Source organism: Roseateles sp. DB2, assembly GCF_051857535.1.
Taxonomy (GTDB): domain Bacteria; phylum Pseudomonadota; class Gammaproteobacteria; order Burkholderiales; family Burkholderiaceae_C; genus Roseateles_B.
Genome location: NZ_JBPZGY010000016.1, coordinates 1 through 16,614, shown reverse-complemented (window position 1 = coordinate 16,614; position 16,614 = coordinate 1). Strand labels below are relative to the sequence as shown.

Sequence of the window (16,614 nt, the reverse complement as noted above, 5' to 3'; positions counted from 1 at the left end):
TGGTCGGCCCATCTTTAATACTCAGCGGCCCGTCACCCGCTCCGTCACCACCTTCGGGGTGATGAAGATCAGGAGCTCGGTCTTGCTGGACGTCTTGGCCTTGTTCTTGAAAAGATTGCCCACGACAGGGACATCTCCCAGCAGCGGGACCTTCTTCACATCCTCACGCTCTTCCTGCGTGAAGATGCCACCCAGCACGACGGTGCCGCCATTCTCAACCAGCACCTGGGTCTTCACGTGCTTGTTGTTGATGGCATAGCCCTGAGGCGTCAGAACACCACGGCTGTCCTTGTTGACATCCACATCCAGAATCACATTGCCCTCGGGCGTGATCTGCGGCGTGACTTCCAGCTTCAGCACGGCCTTCTTGAAGGAGACGGACGTGGCACCAGCCGACGTGGCCTGCTGGTACGGGATTTCTTCGCCCTGCTCGATCAAGGCCTTGGCCTGGTCCGCCGTCACCACACGCGGGCTCGAGACGATTTTGCCCTTGCCGTCGGCTTCCAGCGCGGAGAGCTCCAGGTTCAGGAAGCGATTGGCGGTGGCATTGAACAAGGTCAGGGCGAAGGTCTGCGGCGTGCCACTCAGCACACTGGGGGCCGGCAGATTGATCATCTGCGTGTCACTGAAGCTTCTCGTGGCTCCGGGCTGCAAGGTCGTGCCGCCTGCAGCGTTGTAGTTGCCGCCGATGGCCACGTAGTTGTTGCCGCCAACGTTGTAACCCGGGATACCGCCCTGGCTGGCACGGATGTCATTGACGCCGAGCTTGACGCCCAGCGAGCGTCCAAAGCTGTCATCCGCTTCCACGATGCGGGCCTCGATCAGGACTTGCCGCACGGGAATGTCGATCTTGGCGATCAGCGCCTGGACTTCCTCCAGCTTGCTGGCGATGTCATTGATGAAGAGCTGGTTGGTCCGGCTCTCGGCAATGACGCTGCCGCGCGGAGACAGGATGCGCGCATTGCCGCCGCCAGTTCCCCCACCGGTCAGGCCCTTCATGACATCCTCGGCCTTGACGTAGTTCAACTGGATGGACTGGGTGCGCAAGGGCTCCAACTGGGCCATCTGCGCCTTCGCTTCCAGGTCCAACTTTTCCTTGTTGGCCAGCTCTTCCTTGGGCGCGATCCAGAGCACATTGCCGGACTTGCGAAGACCCAGGCCTCGGGCCTGCATGATGATGTCCAGTGCTTGATCCCAGGGGACGTCCTTTAGCCGCAGCGTCACATTGCCGGTTACGCTGTCGCTGGTCACCACGTTGAAGTTGGTGAAGTCGGCAATGACCTGCAGCAGGGCGCGCACCTCGATGCTCTGGAAGTTGAGCGAAAGCTTGTCGCCGGCAAAACCAGGCCCCTGTACCAGCTTGTTGGGGTCCACCTTCTGAGGCCGCACCTCCAGGACGAACTGGTTGTCGCTCTGGTAGGCGCTGTGCTCCCACACACCCTTGGGCTCGACGATCACCCGGACCTTGTCACCCACCTGGCTGGCGCTGACGTACTGCACAGGGCTGCCGAAGTCGGCCACGTCCAGACGGCGGCGCAGTTCGGGAGGCAGGCTGGTCTTGGGGAACTCCAGCACCAGGTTCTGCCCTTGCTGCTGGATGTCCACCCCCACCTGATTGCTGGGCAGGCTGATCACCACGCGACCGGCGCCATCGGCACCGCGTCGGAAGTCGATGTCGCGCAAGGTCTGGCTGGCCGCATTCAGGCTGGGCGCGAAATGCAGTGGCTCCGCAGGCTTGGCGGTAGTTGGCGCCGTGGCCTGGGTGCCGCCGTTCTCCAGGATCACCAGAAGCGCTTTGTCTGCCAACTGCGCGCGGTAGTTGGAGGCTTGGCGCAGGTTCAGAACCACCCGTGTACGCTCCCCCGCCTGGGCAACGCTGGCAGAGCGCAGATTGCCGGCGTTGATCTCCACCGTGTTGCGGCCCATGCCATTGGCGATGCCGGGAAGATCCAGGGCAATGCGCGGAGGCGCCTGCACCACGAATCCGGCGGGAATGTCCTTGAGACTTTCGCTGAGCTCGATACGAACGACCTCAACGCCAGACTGCTGCAAGGTGCTGATGGACTTGATGGCGTTCTGCGCCCAAGCCTGCAGCGGCAGCAAGGCCACCGCCACAACACCCACTGCCCAACGACGCCATTGAGTCATACCACTCATCTCCGACAAATTCTTCATCGTCCCTTCTCCTGCAACTGGAGGGTGCTTGTGCGTTCTATCCATTCGCCAGCCGCGTCCTGGACGACTTCCCGCAAGGTGATCTCTGTTTCGGAAATTTTCGTGATTCGCCCGAAATTGAGTCCGAGGTGGTCCCCTTGCTTGACCTGATACAGCAGCGCATCCACCTTCAGCAGCGCGAAGGGGCGCCCTTGGCGTGTGAGGCTGCCCACCATGGTCATGGAGTCCAGGGGATAGGACTCCAGAGGCTCCTTGCGCCGATTCATCTCGGCCGTCAGCAGGGAATTCGGCTGGGCCGCCTCCTGCTTCACGGCAACTCGCAGCTTCTGCGTGCTGAAGGGGTCGACACTGAGCGACGCGTCATAGGGCTGGGGCGAGAACTTCTTGGGAGGCGACAGCGGCTGCACGGTGGCCCGCGTCTCGCGCCGCTCCTGCGCCGTCCAGTCCTGCAACTCAGACAAGTCATTGCCGCAGCCACTGAGCCCCAGGGCTGCCAGTGAAAGGGAGATCAGGGTCAGGCGCTTCATTTCTTGGCTCCTGCCTTGCTACCGGACTTCGCCTTGCGCTGCTCAGCGACTTCACCCGCATCCAGATAGCGATAGGTACGCGCCATGGCTTCCATGGTCAGCGTGCCGGTCAGCGCCTGGTCCCTGCCCGTGACGGCCGCCACGTTGAGGTTGTTGAGCGTCACGATGCGGGACAGGTTGGCGATGTCCGCCGAAAAGGAACCGATGTCATGGTAGCGACCGGACACCTTGATCGCGATGGGCTTCTCGGCGTAATAGTCCCGTACCACCTCGGCACCCGGGCGGAAGAGCTCGAACTGCAGTCCGCGCCCGACACCAGCGTTGTTGATGTCGGACAGCAGCGCATCCATCTCGGCCTTGCCGGGGAGCTGCTTCTCGAGCTGATTGACATACTCCTCGACTTGGCTCTTCTGCTTGCGCAACTCCGGCAGGTTGACGGCCTGGATCAGCTTGGTCTTGAAGTCCTGACGCAACGCCGGCTCCTTGGCGGCCTCGGCATCAAGGCTCGCCTGCGCATCGGCCAGCACAAGGAACCAGCCTGCAACAACAGCCACCGTGGCTGCCGCGAAGAAGGTCAGCAGGCGAGGTGCCAGGGGCCATTGACCAGGCTCCTGGGGGTTGAGTCCTCTGAACTGCTCCTGGATCTCTTCGAACCAGGCGTTCAGGTCGAATTTGGCAGTGGAATTCTTGGCCATGTCGTCAGGGCTTCTTCGAAGGCTGCCCCTTGGCAGGCGCTTCCGCCTGAGGAGCCTTGATGGAGACGCGCATCGTGAAATCGAACAGGCGCTTCTGGTCCTTGGAGTTGGCAAGTCCCGCCTGCCGGATCTCCACGAGATCCGGGTTGTAGAGCCATTCGGAAGACCGCGAGGTGTTGCGAATGAACTCCGAGATCCGATCCTGCGTCTGGGCCAGTCCGGTGATCGTCACGACCTTGTCCAGCTGTCGAATGCTGGTCAGGAAGATGCCCTCGGGCACCTGCCGCACCAACTCGTTGAGCAGGTGAATCGGCATATTGCGATCCGTCTGGAGGTCTTCCACCGCCTTCTGCCGGGACTTCAGACCTTCGATCTCGGCCTTCAGGTTGGCGATGTCCTTGATCTGGTCGTCCAGCAGCTTGTTCTCGCGCTTCAAGTATTCATTGCGCGCGATCTGCTGGTCTGTCATCTGCTGCAGCAACAGCAAGCCGACGCCGACGAGCAGGGCGCCCAGGACCATCGACAGCCCCAGCCAGACAAAGAAGGCCGTCTTGCGACGCTTGCGCTTCTCGGCACGATGCGGAAGGAGGTTGATCAAAATCACTGGAAGAACCTCCGCATCGCTAGCCCACAGGCGGTCAGGTAGGCCGGAGCCTCACGGCGAAGCTTGGATTCGCGCACCGCCGTACCCAGTTCCATGCTCTCGAAGGGATTGACCACCATGCACGCAAACCCGGTCAGTTCGGTCACCCGGTCCTTCAGGCCAGGCAGGGTGGCCGTGCCGCCAGCCAGCATCACGTAATGGACCTTGTGGTGCGGCGTGCTGGTGAAGAAGTACTGCAGCGCGCGGCCGATCTCCTGCGACAGGCTGTCGACAAAAGGCTGCAGCACCACGGTCTCGTAGTCCTCTGGGAGCTCATTGGCCAGCTTCTTTTGCTCGGCCTCCTCGAAGGAGAAACCGTACTGGCGCGAAATCAGCTGCGTCAGCTGCGAGCCTCCGAAAGCCTGGTCGCGGTCGTAGAGCATTTCATCGTCGCGCAGCACCTTGAGGCTGGTGGTGTCTGCGCCGATCTCGAACAACGCCACCAGGGCATCCTTGCCCTCACCAGGCAGAGCCGCAACCAGGCGCCCCATGGCCAGACGGGAGGCATGAGACTCGATGTCCAGGACCACTGGGCGCAGGCCGGCGGCTTCCGCCAGACCTTGGCGATCCTGGACCTTGTCTTTGCGCGAGGCGGCGATCAACACCTCCACATCCCCGACCGAGGTGGGGCTGGGACCCAGCACGCAGAAGTCCAGGCTGACCTCGTCCAGCGAGAACGGAATGTACTGATTGGCCTCCGCCTCGACCTGGATCTCCAGCTCCTCTTCGCGGAGGCCTGCGGGCAGCATGATCTTCTTGGTGATCACGGCCGACTGTGGCATGGCCAGCACGGCATCGCGGGTCTTGGTACCGCTACGGGCAACCACCCGACGCACAGCATCCGCGACTTCGTCGAACTTCTCGATCTGGCCGTCGGCGATCCAACCCTTCTCGAACGACTCCATCGCGAAGCGCTCAAGCACCATCTCACCGTTCTTGTTTTGACTGAGTTCGACCAGCTTGACGCTGGAAGAGCTGATGTCCAAGCCAATCATGGGCGGATGCTTGCGACCCAGCAGTACGTCAAGAATTCCCATGACGCGGTTCCCCCAACACGCTTTGCAGGCGTCGGATTGTTAATAAGTTACTTGAATGCTAGCAGTAAAGCCTATGACACCGTTCGAAAAACGGCTGCCAGCACGTAACACCACGTTGCGAAACATACACGGCTTTCTACGCCTATCTGTCCCTGAAAAGAAGCCCTTTCGTACTGGATTCGAAGTATCGAAAGGAGGAGCGCCGATTCCAAGCGCAGCAGAGTGCCGTTTCTATAATGATTTGCCCTCACTGGAGCCCCATGAGCAAATCCAAATCATCAAACGTGTCCAGCTCGCCAGATATGGACGCGAAGGATGGGAAGACGGCGTCGCGTCGTCACCACACACCGGCCTATCGCTTCGTCTGGCGCCCCCTGATGTGGCTGGGCGGCCTGGCCCTGGGAGGCGCCGCTGCCCTCGCCTTGCTGCTGGCCCTGGGCCTGGCCATGGCCTACCCCAATCTGCCGGACATCTCAGGCCTGACCGACTACCGGCCCAAGCTGCCGCTTCGGGTGCTGTCCGCCGATGGCGTCGTGCTGGCCGAGTTCGGCGAGGAGCGGCGCAACTATCAGCCCATCAAGGACATCCCCAAGGTGATGCAGGAAGCCATCCTCGCCATCGAGGATGCGCGCTTCTACCAGCATGGCGGCGTTGACTACCTAGGTGTGATCCGCGCCGGCCTGGCGAATGTGGGCGAAGCGCGCAGCCAGGGCGCCTCCACCATCACCATGCAGGTGGCACGCAACTTCTATCTCTCCACTGAGAAGACCATGACGCGCAAGATCTACGAGATCCTGTTGGCGCTCAAGATCGAATCGGCACTCAGCAAGGAGCAGATCCTCGAGATCTACATGAACCAGATCTTCCTGGGGCACAAGGCCTATGGCTTCGCCGCTGCCAGCGAGGTCTACTTCGGCAAGCCGCTCAAGGAGATCTCCGTGGCCGAGGCGGCAATGCTGGCCGGCCTGCCCAAGGCACCGTCAGCCTACAACCCCATCAACAACCCCCGCCGGGCCAGGATTCGTCAGCAGTACATCATCGACCGCATGCTGGAGAACGGCTACATCACCGAGGAGCAGCATGCACACGCCAAAGCCGAGGTCCTGCGCTACCGCTCGCTGAGCGACACCACCAGCCATGCGGAGTACGTGGCCGAGGCCGCCCGGCAGCTGATCTTCACGCAGTACGGCGATGAGGCCTACAGCCGGGGCTTGGACGTCTACCTGACCCTGCGCCATGACGAACAAATGGTCGCCTACCGAGCCTTGCGCCGAGGCATCATGGATTTCGAGCGCCGCCAGGTTTACCGCGGCCCCGAGGCTTACATTGACCTGCCGGCCGACCCCAAGGACATGGATGTGCGCATTGCCGAAGCGCTGGCGGACCATCCGGCCAATGACGAACTGCTGGCCGCCGCCGTGCTGGAAGCCGATCCCAAGAAGGTGGTGGCCGTGCTGCAGAGCGGCGAAAGCCTGACCATCACCGGCGACGGCCTCAAGCCAGCCACCTCCGGGCTGTCAGAGCGCGGCAACCCCAAGACCCGCATCCGCCGCGGCGCCATCATCCGGGTGCTGAAGCTACCCAAGGGCGATTGGAGCATCACGCAGTTGCCGGAGGTCGAAGGCGCATTCGTCGCCATGGACCCCAAGGACGGCCGCATCCGTGCCATGGTTGGCGGCTTCGACTACAACAAGAACAAATTCAACCACGTCACCCAAGCTTGGCGCCAACCTGGGTCCAGCTTCAAGCCCTTCATCTATTCGGCCGCACTCGAGAAAGGCTTCACGCCCGCTACCGTGGTCAACGATGCCCCGCTTTTCTTCGATGCCACCACGACCGGCAGCCAGCCCTGGGAACCCAAGAACTACGACGGCACCTTCGATGGCCCCCTGCCACTGCGAAAGGCGCTGGCCAAGTCCAAGAACATGGTGTCTATCCGTGTACTGCAGTCCATAGGTGTGCACTACGCCCAGGACTGGATCACTCGCTTCGGCTTCGAGGCGGAAAAGCATCCCGCGTACCTGACCATGGCTCTGGGCGCCGGCTCTGTGACGCCCATGCAGATGGCGCAGGGCTATGCCGTGTTCGCCAATGGCGGCTACCGTGTCATGCCGCAGTTGGTCGCCAAGCTGACGGACCACAAGGGCCGCGTGCTCTACGAGGCGCCGCCGCGCGCACCCAGCGATGAGGCGCGAGCCATCGAATCACGCAATGCCTTCCTGATGAGCAGCCTGCTGCAAGAGGTCACCCGCAGTGGCACGGCAGCCAAGGCCCAAGCACTACTCAAGCGGCCCGACATCTACGGCAAGACCGGCACGACCAACGACTCCATGGACGCCTGGTTCGCCGGCTACCAACAAGACCTCGTCGCCGTGGTGTGGATAGGCTATGACCAACCGCGCAAGCTGGGGGACCGCGAAACCGGCGGCGGCCTTTCCCTGCCGGTCTGGATCGAGTTCATGGGCTTCGCGCTGAAGAACGTGCCCGTGGCCGAGATCCAGCCTCCCGAGGGGGTCGTGCAGATCAACGGCGAATGGTTCTACGACGAATATGCCGGCAACTCAGGCGTGCGCGCATTGAGCAATGACGCAGGCATCCCGCCGCCCGCCACCGACGAGGAAAAGAAGAGCATCTTGGATCTGTTCAGGCGCTGAGCCCCGGCACGGCGCCTGGCCGGGGCATGCCAGGCAGACCCGCCGCAGCGGCCGGCCATGCTTTCTAGCCTCAAGCGAGCAGGAGGTTGTGCTTCGGCTCATCCATTGTCATTGACACACAGGCAGCAGCGGCCTTGCGCGGGACGGCGTCAGGACTGCACGGGTTCGAAACAGAGCGCCTGACCAGCCTGGGCCGAGGCCTCTTCAGACAGCAGGGCGTGAAATTCACGTCCACCCCGCTCCACCCAGCGCCCGTCCACGAAGCGGAAGTGGTAGCCCCCGGCTTTGGCTGCCACCCACAGTTCCTGCAACGGCGGCTGGGTGTTGATGATGATCTTGCTGCGATTGGGGAAGCTGAGCTCCAGCAGACCACCGGTACGGTGGGTGTCGATGTCGATCACATCGCCATCCAGCCAAGCGTCGACCCGCGACTCTATGCCCTGCAGGATCGCATCGGTGCGCGCATGGTAATCGGCATCATCAAGGGGCGTGGCGGTGAGAGCACTCATGACCGATAAACTTGCAGCTATGAAGACCTATCAAGGCTCCAGTTTAGTCGCCGCCAGCCCTGGACCGACCAGCAAGGCCCTGCAAGCAATGCGGTCGCGAGGCCTGCGGGCCAGCCTCGGATCCCTGCTGCTGTGGAATGTGCTATGGCTCACAGCCTGCGGCCAGAAGGGCCCGCTGACGGCACCAGCCCCCCGGACGCCCGCGCCAGCAGCATCCAGCCCCTCGAGCTGAGTGGCCCAGACTCGGCGCGCGCCGGGCTCAGAAGCGCAGGCTGCCAGGCAGCTCGCGATAAGAGGCATCCAGGAACTGCACAGGGCCGTAGCAAGCCTGCGCCGAGCCATGCCCGTTGTCAGCGTCCGTCATCAGCGCAGCACCTACCAGCGGGCCCGCCGCCTCGCCGAAGGCCAGGCGGTAGTCCTCGGCAATATTGCGACTGAAGCTCAGCCATCCGCCCCGCTTCTCATGACCTGACCCAATCACGATTTTGCGGATGCGATCGCTGCGAGGACTGACCTTGACGGTACCGGGTGCAGCCTTCGCATCCCAGACATACATCAGCGTGGCATAGGGGGGCGGCTCGCCCATGACCGCCTGAGCCAGCTCGAACAGCATGCGGTTGCGCAGGGACAGTTGCCCCACGTCACCATCAAAAGCCAGGACCAGGCTGGCCGGCGCGTCGTCCACATCCGGATCATCCACATCACGGCTGGACTCGAAACGATCGATCCACCACTCGAATCGGACCTCCTGCAGCTGCTCCACGGGCAGATGCAGCCGTCGGCGCAGTAGGCTCGCTGAGGACCGGGCATTTGCCTGCACACAGGGGCGGCTGTCGCGCTCGTTCATGCTGTAGTGCGTGCGCGCCTTGCCGGGCAACTCACGGACCGACCAATCCTGCGGCAGGGAGACCGCAACCGCCTCCGACACGGTCTGCGCCGGTTCAGAGGCAGGGCCATGAGCGCAGGCAACGAGGCCCAGCACCCATCCCAACAACAACCATTTCTTACAGGCGCTCATGTACTGCTCCAGACCCGTTGCAGCCAAGACTAGCTGCTTCGCTTCCCGGCGCCGTGATGCTATGCACAACATCTGTCGACAGCATGAAAAAGGGCCCCGAAGGGCCCTGGATTGCGCGAACAACTGCGCAGATCAGAAGCGATGCCGCATACCGACGGTGTAGCCCATGCGGGACTTGGCACCATTGGGACTGCCGACGCTGCTGTTCAGACTGGCGTGATCGCCCGTCAGCGAGGTGCGATCGATCTCAGCATACAGATCGGTGCGCTTGGACAGGGCATAGTCAGCAACTGCAGACCAGAACTTGGCCTTCAGTTCCAGCGCAGCCACGGCACCAGTTTGCTTGGCGCTGTAGAAGTGCGTGCCCAGGTTCAGCTGGGGCGTCATCTGGTAACCCAGGCCCAGGGTCCACATCGTGCGCTTCTTCAGACCAAGGAGTGCAGCATTGCCACCCATGGCGGCGTCATAGCCGGTACCACCGTTGTTGAAGGAGGCCCACAGCAGAGTGCTGGCGACGGTCGCCGCATCGGCGGCCGTGGGCGTGCCTTCCACCTTGTTCTCGCCCCAGCCGGCGTTCAGGTACCAGTCACCCACCTTGTAGGAACCGCCAAAGGTCTTGGCCTTGATCTTGGCCGAAGAGGGCAGCTGGTAATCCTGCATACCAGCACCGAAGGAGATGCCGTCAGCCGAATAGCGCAGGATGCCGCCGATGGTACGGCCACCACCGCCCTCGCCGGCCGAAGCCTGCAGTTCGCCGCGGATCGGACCTTGTTCGAACAGGTACTTGACCATATTGTCCGCACGGGCGCTCAGCGCCAGACCGACTTCAGGCTTGTAAACATCGAAGTAGGGCGAATAGGGGTAGGACACATAGGTGCTGGTGACCAAGTCAAACAGCACGTTGTACTGACGACCAATCGTCACGCGACCAAAATCACTGCTTTGCACGCCGACCCAGGATTGCATCCAGAAAGGCAGCGGTGCCGGGTTGGACGAACCGGTATCCAGGTTCAGCCGATGCTCCAGGTTAGCCAACACCTTCATGCCACCACCCAGGTCTTCGGTCACATTGACGCCCAGGCGGCTCTGCGAAAAACCGCCACCGACCGCGCGGGTGATGGAACCGCTGCCCCTGCTACCTTCGTTCGTGGTCATGCGCACACCGCCGTCCACGATGCCGTAAAGCGTCACGCTCGACTGGGCGTAAGCGGCGCTCACGCTGGCAGCCAGCAAACCCAAAACCAGAGTAGCCTTCTTCATGAACTGTCTCCTGCTATATGAATGAAGAGTCGCTTTGGATTCTGTGACAGATGCACCCGCAGGCCTAGCCAAGTCGTTGCAGCCCACCCACAAGCACTAACCCTGTCGCCACGGCGACAAGGCTGAAATGAGGCTGACAATCCTGCACTTTCCAACCCGTTGGAGGCAGTTCGCTGACGATCAACAAACGAAAAGAGCCGCCCAGAGGGCGGCTCTTACGAAGGCCGGCGAACTACAGCGAACCACAAGGGTCCGCCAAGCCAAGCATCAGAAGCTGTGGCGCACGCCCACTTCGTAGGCCGAAGACTTCTGGCCGGCAGCAGCAGCCGGAGCGCCGGCAACGGCAACCTTGGAGTTGCCCTTGTTGTCGATCTGCGAGTAGGTGGCGTACAGAGCCGTGCGCTTGGACATGTCGTGAACATAGCCAAAGGACAGGATGTTCAGGTCATCAGCAACCTTGGCAGTAGCCACGGCGTCATTCGCGTTGGAACGAGCGTAGTGCACGCGAACCGAACCTTCCTTGGTGACGGGCACCTTGGCGCCGATCGTGAAGATCGACTGCTTGTAGGAACCGAACTTGGTGTTGGCCACGGTGCCCATCACGACGGCGGCACCGAAGTCATAGGAAGCACCCAGCACGGTCAGCTTGTACTTGCTGCCCTTGGCGTCGGTTTGCGCATAAGCACCGGCGACGTTCAATTCCTTGTCCTTGTAGCCCAGACGAGCCGAGCTGTACTTCTTGCCGTCCGTACCTTCGCCAGCACCCAGTTCGAAGGTGCCATAGATGCCACCCAGGGTGTCAGGCAGGCTGTAGGCCACCTGATTGTCCGAACGGTTCAGCGTGTCAGCGCCGCTGCCCAGAGCCGAGTAGGCCTTGGTGATTTCGGCGATGCCAGTGGTCTCGAAGGGGGTGAAGCCGTCGACAGCCAGACGCGCAGCCACCTTGTGGCGACCGAGGCGCAGTTCGCCGAACTCGGTGGAGCTCAGGCTCACCGTGGCGCGGCGGCCCCAGAAGCGGGAGCTGTCAGCGGCGCCGGTGTCGGGGTTCAGGGCAGCTTCCAGCCAGAAGCCTGCCTTCAGGCCACCGCCCAGGTCTTCGGTACCACGCACGCCCAGACGGCTGGCGTTCAGGCCGTCGGTGCCCACCTGCTTGATGGAGGCGCTGCCAGACTTGGCGGAACGCACATTGGCATCGATCACGCCGAACAGGGTCACGGAAGATTGGGCCGCAGCGGCACCAGCGAAGGCGGCCAGAACGGCTCCCACCAGGATCGTCTTTTTCATTCGTAGCTCCGAAAGAGTCATCAAGGGTCGGCAACCATGTCGATCTGCTGCCTTTCAGACAGCAGCTCGCATGGAAGTTGGCGCCATTGAACCAAAGGTTTTCCCTGATGCGCCACCTGCAAATCATGACAGTTTGTCATCCGTTGTCGCACGGCAACGACGATCGAACATTTGCTTATGTTCATATGACTGTCACGAACCAAGACATGGACAACAGCGGGGACTTGCGGCGGGAGGGCACGCCAAGTGCGCTGCCCGGCCTGTCCTGCTGCCTATTTACACTTCGGGCATCTCGCCCAAGACAATCAAATGCCACAAGCCCTCGACTTCAAGGACCGCCTCCTTTGTGCCGCCGGCCACGGCCTGCTGACCGTCTTCGGCCGCCCCCTAGCGGGCCGCCCCAGCCCGGCGCACAGCCCTGCGGCCAAGTTGAGCGAGGCTCAGCGCACGCTGGCCGGCGCGTTGATGCGGGTCAATCATGTCGGCGAAGTCTGCGCGCAGGCCTTGTACCAGTCGCAGGCCCTGTTCTCGCATGACGAAGCGCTGCGCAGTCAGCTGGAACAGGCCGCCGACGAGGAGATCGATCACCTGGCCTGGACACGTGCGCGGTTGGACGAGCTCAAGGACCGCCCCAGCCTGCTCAACCCGCTCTGGTACGGCGGCGCCTTCGCGCTGGGCAGCCTTGCCGGACTCATGGGGGACCGAATCAGCCTGGGCTTTCTGGTCGAGACCGAGCGCCAGGTCGAGCAGCACCTGGCCGCACACCTGGATCGCCTACCAGCGGAGGATCAGCGATCCAGGGAAATCGTCGACCGAATGAAGCAGGACGAGGCCGAGCATGCGCGGCACGCACTGGAGGCCGGCGGGGCTGAGCTGCCCCCACCGGTGCCAGGCCTGATGCGCCTGGCCGCCCGCGTGATGACCACGGTGGCGCACCGGGTGTGAGGCGTCGACGCCCGGGTGATGCGCTCAGGCCTCGACAATCTCCACCGAGGTGGTGATGTCCGCTGTCTTGCCCAGCATGATGCTCGCCGAGCAGTACTTTTCGTGCGACAAGGCCACCGCCCGCTCCACGGCGGCACGATCCAGTGCCTTGCCGCTCACCACGAAATGCATGTGGATGCTGGTGAACACCTTGGGCTCCGTGGCCGCGCGCTCCGCCTTGAGCTGGACCTGGCAGCCCCGCACGTCATGGCGGCCGCGCTTGAGGATGAGCACCACATCGTAGGCTGTACAGCCGCCCGTGCCTGCAAGCACCGTCTCCATCGGCCGCGGGGCCAGGTTGTGGCCACCGCCCTCCGGTGCGCCATCCATGGCCAGCATGTGGCCGCTGCCGGTCTGGGCGACGAAGCTCATGCCGTCCACGCCCATCCAATTGATCGTGCATTCCATGTGGCGCATTGTGGGCCCAATTTAAAGCCCCCTCGCTTCCCCAGCCCTCGGGAACAGGCGGCGCCGGCCGATGACGGATATCACGTTCGGTGCGCAACTAGAGATGCCGCTCCAATACCAATGGCTTGTGGATATTGCAGTGCAGCATGGCGCAACATAGAATGAATTTCATTGGGGATGACGAATGCGCAAACGTATGCGCACTCGTTTTGTGCATCAGTCTGCACCAATCCGGCCCCTGCCCTTTGTCTCCTCCACCGCCTCCATGGTGGATTCAACCCGAAGCTGCAAGGCTTCGGGTTTTTTTTTGGCCGCCCGGCCTCGACAAGCAGCATTCGCGCACCGTCTCAGGGCTCTTGCTGAAGGGCGACATCTCGACGACGGCCCGCCGCCCCCCCCCCGGAGACCGCCCCTTATGATGCAGTGCCGCAACACTCTCATTGGAGTCCGCAGATGGCTGGCCAGGTTCGCAAGCGCCGCTCCCCGTCCACCCCACCGCAGTCCCCCGCCCTCATTCCGGCCGGCAACAGCTATCTGCAACGAATTCTGAATGCCAAGGTCTACGACGTCGCCGTCGAGACGCCGCTGGATGCCGCGCGCAATTTGTCGCGCCGAGTCGGCAACAAGGTCTACCTGAAGCGCGAGGACCAGCAGCCCGTCTTCAGCTTCAAGCTGCGCGGCGCCTACAACAAAATGGCCCACTTGACGCCCGAGCAGCTGAAGCGCGGCGTCATCTGTGCCTCGGCCGGCAACCATGCGCAGGGCGTGGCCCTGTCCGCCCGCAAGCTGGGCTGCCGCGCCGTGATCGTGATGCCCACGACCACGCCCTCGGTCAAGGTCAACGCCGTCCAGGCCCTGGGTGGCGAGGTGGTGCTGCATGGCGACAGCTTCTCCGATGCCTACCTCCACGCCCTGGAGCTGGAGAAGGCACAGGGCCTGGGCTTCGTCCACCCCTTCGACGACCCCGACGTCATCGCCGGCCAGGGCACCATTGCCATGGAGATCCTGCGCCAGCATGAGGGCCACATCGACGCCATCTTCGTTGCCATCGGCGGCGGCGGGCTGATCTCGGGCGTGGCCGCCTACATCAAGGCCGTGCGCCCGGACATCAAGGTCATCGGGGTGCAGACCCGTGATTCCGACGCCATGGTGCGCTCGGTACGCGCCGGCAAGCGCGTGCAGCTGACCGATGTGGGCCTGTTCTCCGACGGAACAGCCGTCAAGCTGGTCGGCGAGGAAACCTTCCGCATCACTCGCGAGCTGGTGGACGACTTCGTCGTGGTCGACACCGATGCCGTCTGCGCCGCCATCAAGGATGTCTTCGAGGACACGCGCAGCATCCTGGAGCCCGCAGGCGCGCTGGGCGTGGCCGCGGTCAAGCAGTACTGCGCGGCACAAGGCGCCAAGGGGCAGACCTTCGTTGCCATCACCTGCGGCGCCAACATGAACTTCGACCGCCTGCGCTTCGTCGCCGAACGCGCCGAGGTGGGCGAGCAGCGCGAAGCCGTCTTCGCGGTGACCATTCCCGAGGAGCGCGGCAGCTTCCGGCGCTTCTGTGAATTCCTGGGGCCGCGCAACGTCACCGAGTTCAACTACCGCATCTCGGACAGCAGCCAGGCGCATGTCTTCGTGGGCGTCTCCACGCAAAAGCGCGAAGAGGCGCAGAAGGTCATTCGCCAACTGAGCCGCCAGGGCTACGAGACCGTGGACCTGACCGACGACGAACTCGCCAAGCAGCACGTGCGCCACATGGTTGGCGGTCGCAGCGAACTGGCCCAGAACGAGCGCCTGTTCCGTTTCGTCTTCCCGGAGCGGCCAGGGGCGCTGATGAAGTTCCTCTCCAGCATGCACCCGGACTGGAACATCAGCCTCTTTCACTACCGCAACCAGGGCGCGGACTACGGTCGCATCCTGGTCGGCATCCAGGTACCGCGCCGGGACAACGCAGCTTTCAAGCGCTTCCTCGATTCGCTGAACTATCCATTCGTGGAAGAAACGGACAACCCGGTCTACCGCCTGTTCCTGCGCTGAGCCCCCCCGCAGGAAAGTTCGCGCAGGCAAGGCGGTCGGCATGGCGCACAATCCGGGCCAGCGGCGCAGGTCGCCGGCCCGTCAGCGCCCATGTCCATCCACCAGTCCCTGATTTCCCCGACCGCGAATCCCGAGCTGCGCCGCGCCCTGAGCGAGCGGCTCCAGCGCCGTGCCGCCCTGGCTGGGGGATTGGGCGAGCTGGAACCCCTGGCCATACGCCTGGGTCTGATCCAGGACAGCCTGACGCCCCGTTTCCGCGACCCGACGCTGGCCCTCTTCGCGGCCGACCACGGCCTGGCCGTCGACGGACTGCCCCTGCTCTGGGGACGGTCCACCAAGGCTCATGCCGACCTGCTTCTGCACAACCGGCTGCCCTGCAGCGTGCTGGCGCGCACCCAGGGCCTGCAACTGTCGGTGGTGGACTGCGGCATCGCCGAGGAAATGCCGCCCAACCCGCGCCTGCAGTCACGCAAGATCGCACACGGCACGCGCAACTGCCGCCTGGGTCCGGCCATGAGCCTGGAGCACGCCCATGCTGCCGTGCGCGTGGGCATGGAGATCGCCGACAAGTTCAGCGGCAATGTGCTGATCTGTGCCGGCGTCGGCCAGGGCGCCTTCGAATCCAGCGCGCTGGTCATGTCGCGACTGTGCGACCTGCCGGTCAAGGATTTCATCGTGTCTGGCCCCGACATGCGCCAGGACCAGCTCGACCCACTGCTCAACCTGCTGCTCGCCTGTCAGGCGCGCCACCGCGAAGTCGTCGACCCCATGGACGTGCTGGCCGCCTTTGGTGGATTCGAGACCGCCGTGATGGTGGGCGCCATGCTGGTGGCCGCCAGCAAGAGGCACCTCATCATCGTCGACGGCCTGCCGGCCTGCGCCGCGCTCAAGGCAGCGTCCATGATTGCCGCCCCCGTCACCGACTACGCTGTGTTCTGCCGCAGCCACACCCACCATGGCATCGACCAGGCCCTGGCGCAGTTCCATGCGGCCGCCCTGCTGGAGCTGGGCCTGGACAGCGCCGATGGCTGCGGCGCCCTGCTCGCCTGGCCCATGCTGCGGTCAGCCGCGGCCATGCTGACAGATCTGCAGGACCCGGCTGACACGCTGATGCCGCCCCCTGCACCGCCGGCGGTGCGCGTCTCGGGGCCGGGGCGGCTCAGCAGCAGGCCGGGTCTGCTGAGCATGCCGGGCGATATTGAGTCCTGAGCTTGAGTCCTGAGCGCGTCGTGACCGAGTACCCAGTGGGTTCCGAATTTTCCTGACCTGACCCGTCCTGAATTAGGTTGACACTCAGAACGGTTGAACAAGGCCGGCGTCAGCCGGCCATCGACGCCCGATGCACTGCATCGGGCGTCTGCATTTTCAGCGACAGATGAGGCCGCTCGT

General features: G+C 63.3%; 14 protein-coding genes. 4 read left to right on the top strand and 10 right to left on the bottom strand.

All coding sequences use genetic code 11. The annotated features are described in order from the left end of the window. Positions 1 to 21: 21 nt before the first annotated feature. Genes pilQ through ACS5PK_RS19225 form a run of 5 tightly spaced genes read right to left on the bottom strand, consistent with a single transcriptional unit; the run spans position 22 to position 5,077 of the window. On the bottom strand, positions 22 to 2,148 hold the full coding sequence (gene pilQ / locus ACS5PK_RS19245) for a type IV pilus secretin PilQ (protein ID WP_439441949.1): 2,127 nt from the start codon (positions 2,146 to 2,148) through the stop codon (positions 22 to 24). A 23-nt stretch (positions 2,149 to 2,171) separates the two neighbouring features. After that, positions 2,172 to 2,702 (bottom strand): pilus assembly protein PilP, encoded by a 531-nt coding sequence (locus ACS5PK_RS19240; RefSeq protein ID WP_439441884.1) that lies wholly within the window; start codon positions 2,700 to 2,702, stop codon positions 2,172 to 2,174. Then, positions 2,699 to 3,397, bottom strand: coding sequence for a type 4a pilus biogenesis protein PilO (locus tag ACS5PK_RS19235; protein WP_439441883.1), 699 nt, complete (start codon positions 3,395 to 3,397; stop codon positions 2,699 to 2,701). Before ACS5PK_RS19235 ends, ACS5PK_RS19240 begins: the two co-directional genes overlap by 4 nt. Before the next feature lie 4 nt (positions 3,398 to 3,401). After that, positions 3,402 to 4,001 (bottom strand): PilN domain-containing protein, encoded by a 600-nt coding sequence (locus tag ACS5PK_RS19230; protein ID WP_439441882.1) that lies wholly within the window; start codon positions 3,999 to 4,001, stop codon positions 3,402 to 3,404. Then, positions 3,998 to 5,077, bottom strand: coding sequence for a pilus assembly protein PilM (locus tag ACS5PK_RS19225; RefSeq protein WP_439441881.1), 1,080 nt, complete (start codon positions 5,075 to 5,077; stop codon positions 3,998 to 4,000). The genes ACS5PK_RS19230 and ACS5PK_RS19225 overlap by 4 nt, the downstream gene beginning before the upstream one ends. A 260-nt stretch (positions 5,078 to 5,337) precedes the next feature. Between ACS5PK_RS19225 and ACS5PK_RS19220 the strand changes: the two genes are divergently transcribed. Continuing rightward, positions 5,338 to 7,731 carry a penicillin-binding protein 1A gene (locus ACS5PK_RS19220; protein ID WP_439441880.1) on the top strand — a complete coding sequence of 798 codons (2,394 nt, stop codon included), beginning with the start codon at positions 5,338 to 5,340 and terminating at the stop codon, positions 7,729 to 7,731. 149 nt (positions 7,732 to 7,880) lie between these two features. On the opposite strand, the gene cyaY is transcribed toward ACS5PK_RS19220, so the two are convergent. From cyaY to ACS5PK_RS19200, 4 genes are all read right to left on the bottom strand, one after another. Continuing rightward, positions 7,881 to 8,240, bottom strand: coding sequence for an iron donor protein CyaY (cyaY, locus tag ACS5PK_RS19215; protein ID WP_439441879.1), 360 nt, complete (start codon positions 8,238 to 8,240; stop codon positions 7,881 to 7,883). Between the two features lie 259 nt (positions 8,241 to 8,499). Continuing rightward, a complete protein-coding gene (locus ACS5PK_RS19210; protein ID WP_439441878.1) occupies positions 8,500 to 9,258 on the bottom strand; it encodes a DUF3047 domain-containing protein in 759 nt (252 codons plus the stop codon). A gap of 132 nt (positions 9,259 to 9,390) precedes the next feature. Then, a complete protein-coding gene (locus ACS5PK_RS19205; protein ID WP_439441877.1) occupies positions 9,391 to 10,518 on the bottom strand; it encodes a porin in 1,128 nt (375 codons plus the stop codon). A 267-nt stretch (positions 10,519 to 10,785) separates the two neighbouring features. Continuing rightward, the gene (locus tag ACS5PK_RS19200; protein WP_439441876.1) at positions 10,786 to 11,802 is read right to left on the bottom strand and encodes a porin; all 1,017 of its coding nucleotides are present in this window, start codon (positions 11,800 to 11,802) and stop codon (positions 10,786 to 10,788) included. 309 nt (positions 11,803 to 12,111) lie between these two features. Here ACS5PK_RS19200 and coq7 point away from each other — a divergent pair, with 309 nt between their 5' ends. Further along, positions 12,112 to 12,747 (top strand): 2-polyprenyl-3-methyl-6-methoxy-1,4-benzoquinone monooxygenase, encoded by a 636-nt coding sequence (gene coq7, locus ACS5PK_RS19195; RefSeq protein ID WP_439441875.1) that lies wholly within the window; start codon positions 12,112 to 12,114, stop codon positions 12,745 to 12,747. 24 nt (positions 12,748 to 12,771) lie between these two features. Here the strand turns inward: coq7 and ACS5PK_RS19190 are convergent, their stop codons facing one another. Next, the gene (locus ACS5PK_RS19190) at positions 12,772 to 13,194 is read right to left on the bottom strand and encodes an OsmC family protein (RefSeq protein ID WP_439441874.1); all 423 of its coding nucleotides are present in this window, start codon (positions 13,192 to 13,194) and stop codon (positions 12,772 to 12,774) included. A 453-nt stretch (positions 13,195 to 13,647) separates the two neighbouring features. On the opposite strand from ACS5PK_RS19190, the gene ilvA reads away from it, so the two are divergent. Next, complete coding sequence (gene ilvA / locus ACS5PK_RS19185) at positions 13,648 to 15,225, top strand: threonine ammonia-lyase, biosynthetic (RefSeq protein WP_439441873.1); 1,578 nt, start codon at positions 13,648 to 13,650, stop codon at positions 15,223 to 15,225. A 90-nt stretch (positions 15,226 to 15,315) separates the two neighbouring features. Further along, entirely contained in the window at positions 15,316 to 16,434 is a 1,119-nt protein-coding gene (locus tag ACS5PK_RS19180; protein WP_439441872.1) for a nicotinate-nucleotide--dimethylbenzimidazole phosphoribosyltransferase, read from the top strand. The last annotated feature ends 180 nt before the right edge of the window (positions 16,435 to 16,614 follow it).

Excerpts from the sequence above, each read along its gene's own strand:
- pilQ (WP_439441949.1), bottom strand. The coding sequence starts at position 2,148 with ATGACTCAATGGCGTCGTTGGGCAGTGGGTGTTGTGGCGGTGGCCTTG.
- ACS5PK_RS19240 (WP_439441884.1), bottom strand. The coding sequence starts at position 2,702 with ATGAAGCGCCTGACCCTGATCTCCCTTTCACTGGCAGCCCTGGGGCTC.
- ACS5PK_RS19235 (WP_439441883.1), bottom strand. The coding sequence starts at position 3,397 with ATGGCCAAGAATTCCACTGCCAAATTCGACCTGAACGCCTGGTTCGAA.
- ACS5PK_RS19225 (WP_439441881.1), bottom strand. The coding sequence starts at position 5,077 with ATGGGAATTCTTGACGTACTGCTGGGTCGCAAGCATCCGCCCATGATT.
- ACS5PK_RS19220 (WP_439441880.1), top strand. The coding sequence starts at position 5,338 with ATGAGCAAATCCAAATCATCAAACGTGTCCAGCTCGCCAGATATGGAC.
- cyaY (WP_439441879.1), bottom strand. The coding sequence starts at position 8,240 with ATGAGTGCTCTCACCGCCACGCCCCTTGATGATGCCGATTACCATGCG.
- ACS5PK_RS19210 (WP_439441878.1), bottom strand. The coding sequence starts at position 9,258 with ATGAGCGCCTGTAAGAAATGGTTGTTGTTGGGATGGGTGCTGGGCCTC.
- ACS5PK_RS19205 (WP_439441877.1), bottom strand. The coding sequence starts at position 10,518 with ATGAAGAAGGCTACTCTGGTTTTGGGTTTGCTGGCTGCCAGCGTGAGC.
- ACS5PK_RS19200 (WP_439441876.1), bottom strand. The coding sequence starts at position 11,802 with ATGAAAAAGACGATCCTGGTGGGAGCCGTTCTGGCCGCCTTCGCTGGT.
- coq7 (WP_439441875.1), top strand. The coding sequence starts at position 12,112 with ATGCCACAAGCCCTCGACTTCAAGGACCGCCTCCTTTGTGCCGCCGGC.
- ACS5PK_RS19190 (WP_439441874.1), bottom strand. The coding sequence starts at position 13,194 with ATGGAATGCACGATCAATTGGATGGGCGTGGACGGCATGAGCTTCGTC.
- ilvA (WP_439441873.1), top strand. The coding sequence starts at position 13,648 with ATGGCTGGCCAGGTTCGCAAGCGCCGCTCCCCGTCCACCCCACCGCAG.
- ACS5PK_RS19180 (WP_439441872.1), top strand. The coding sequence starts at position 15,316 with ATGTCCATCCACCAGTCCCTGATTTCCCCGACCGCGAATCCCGAGCTG.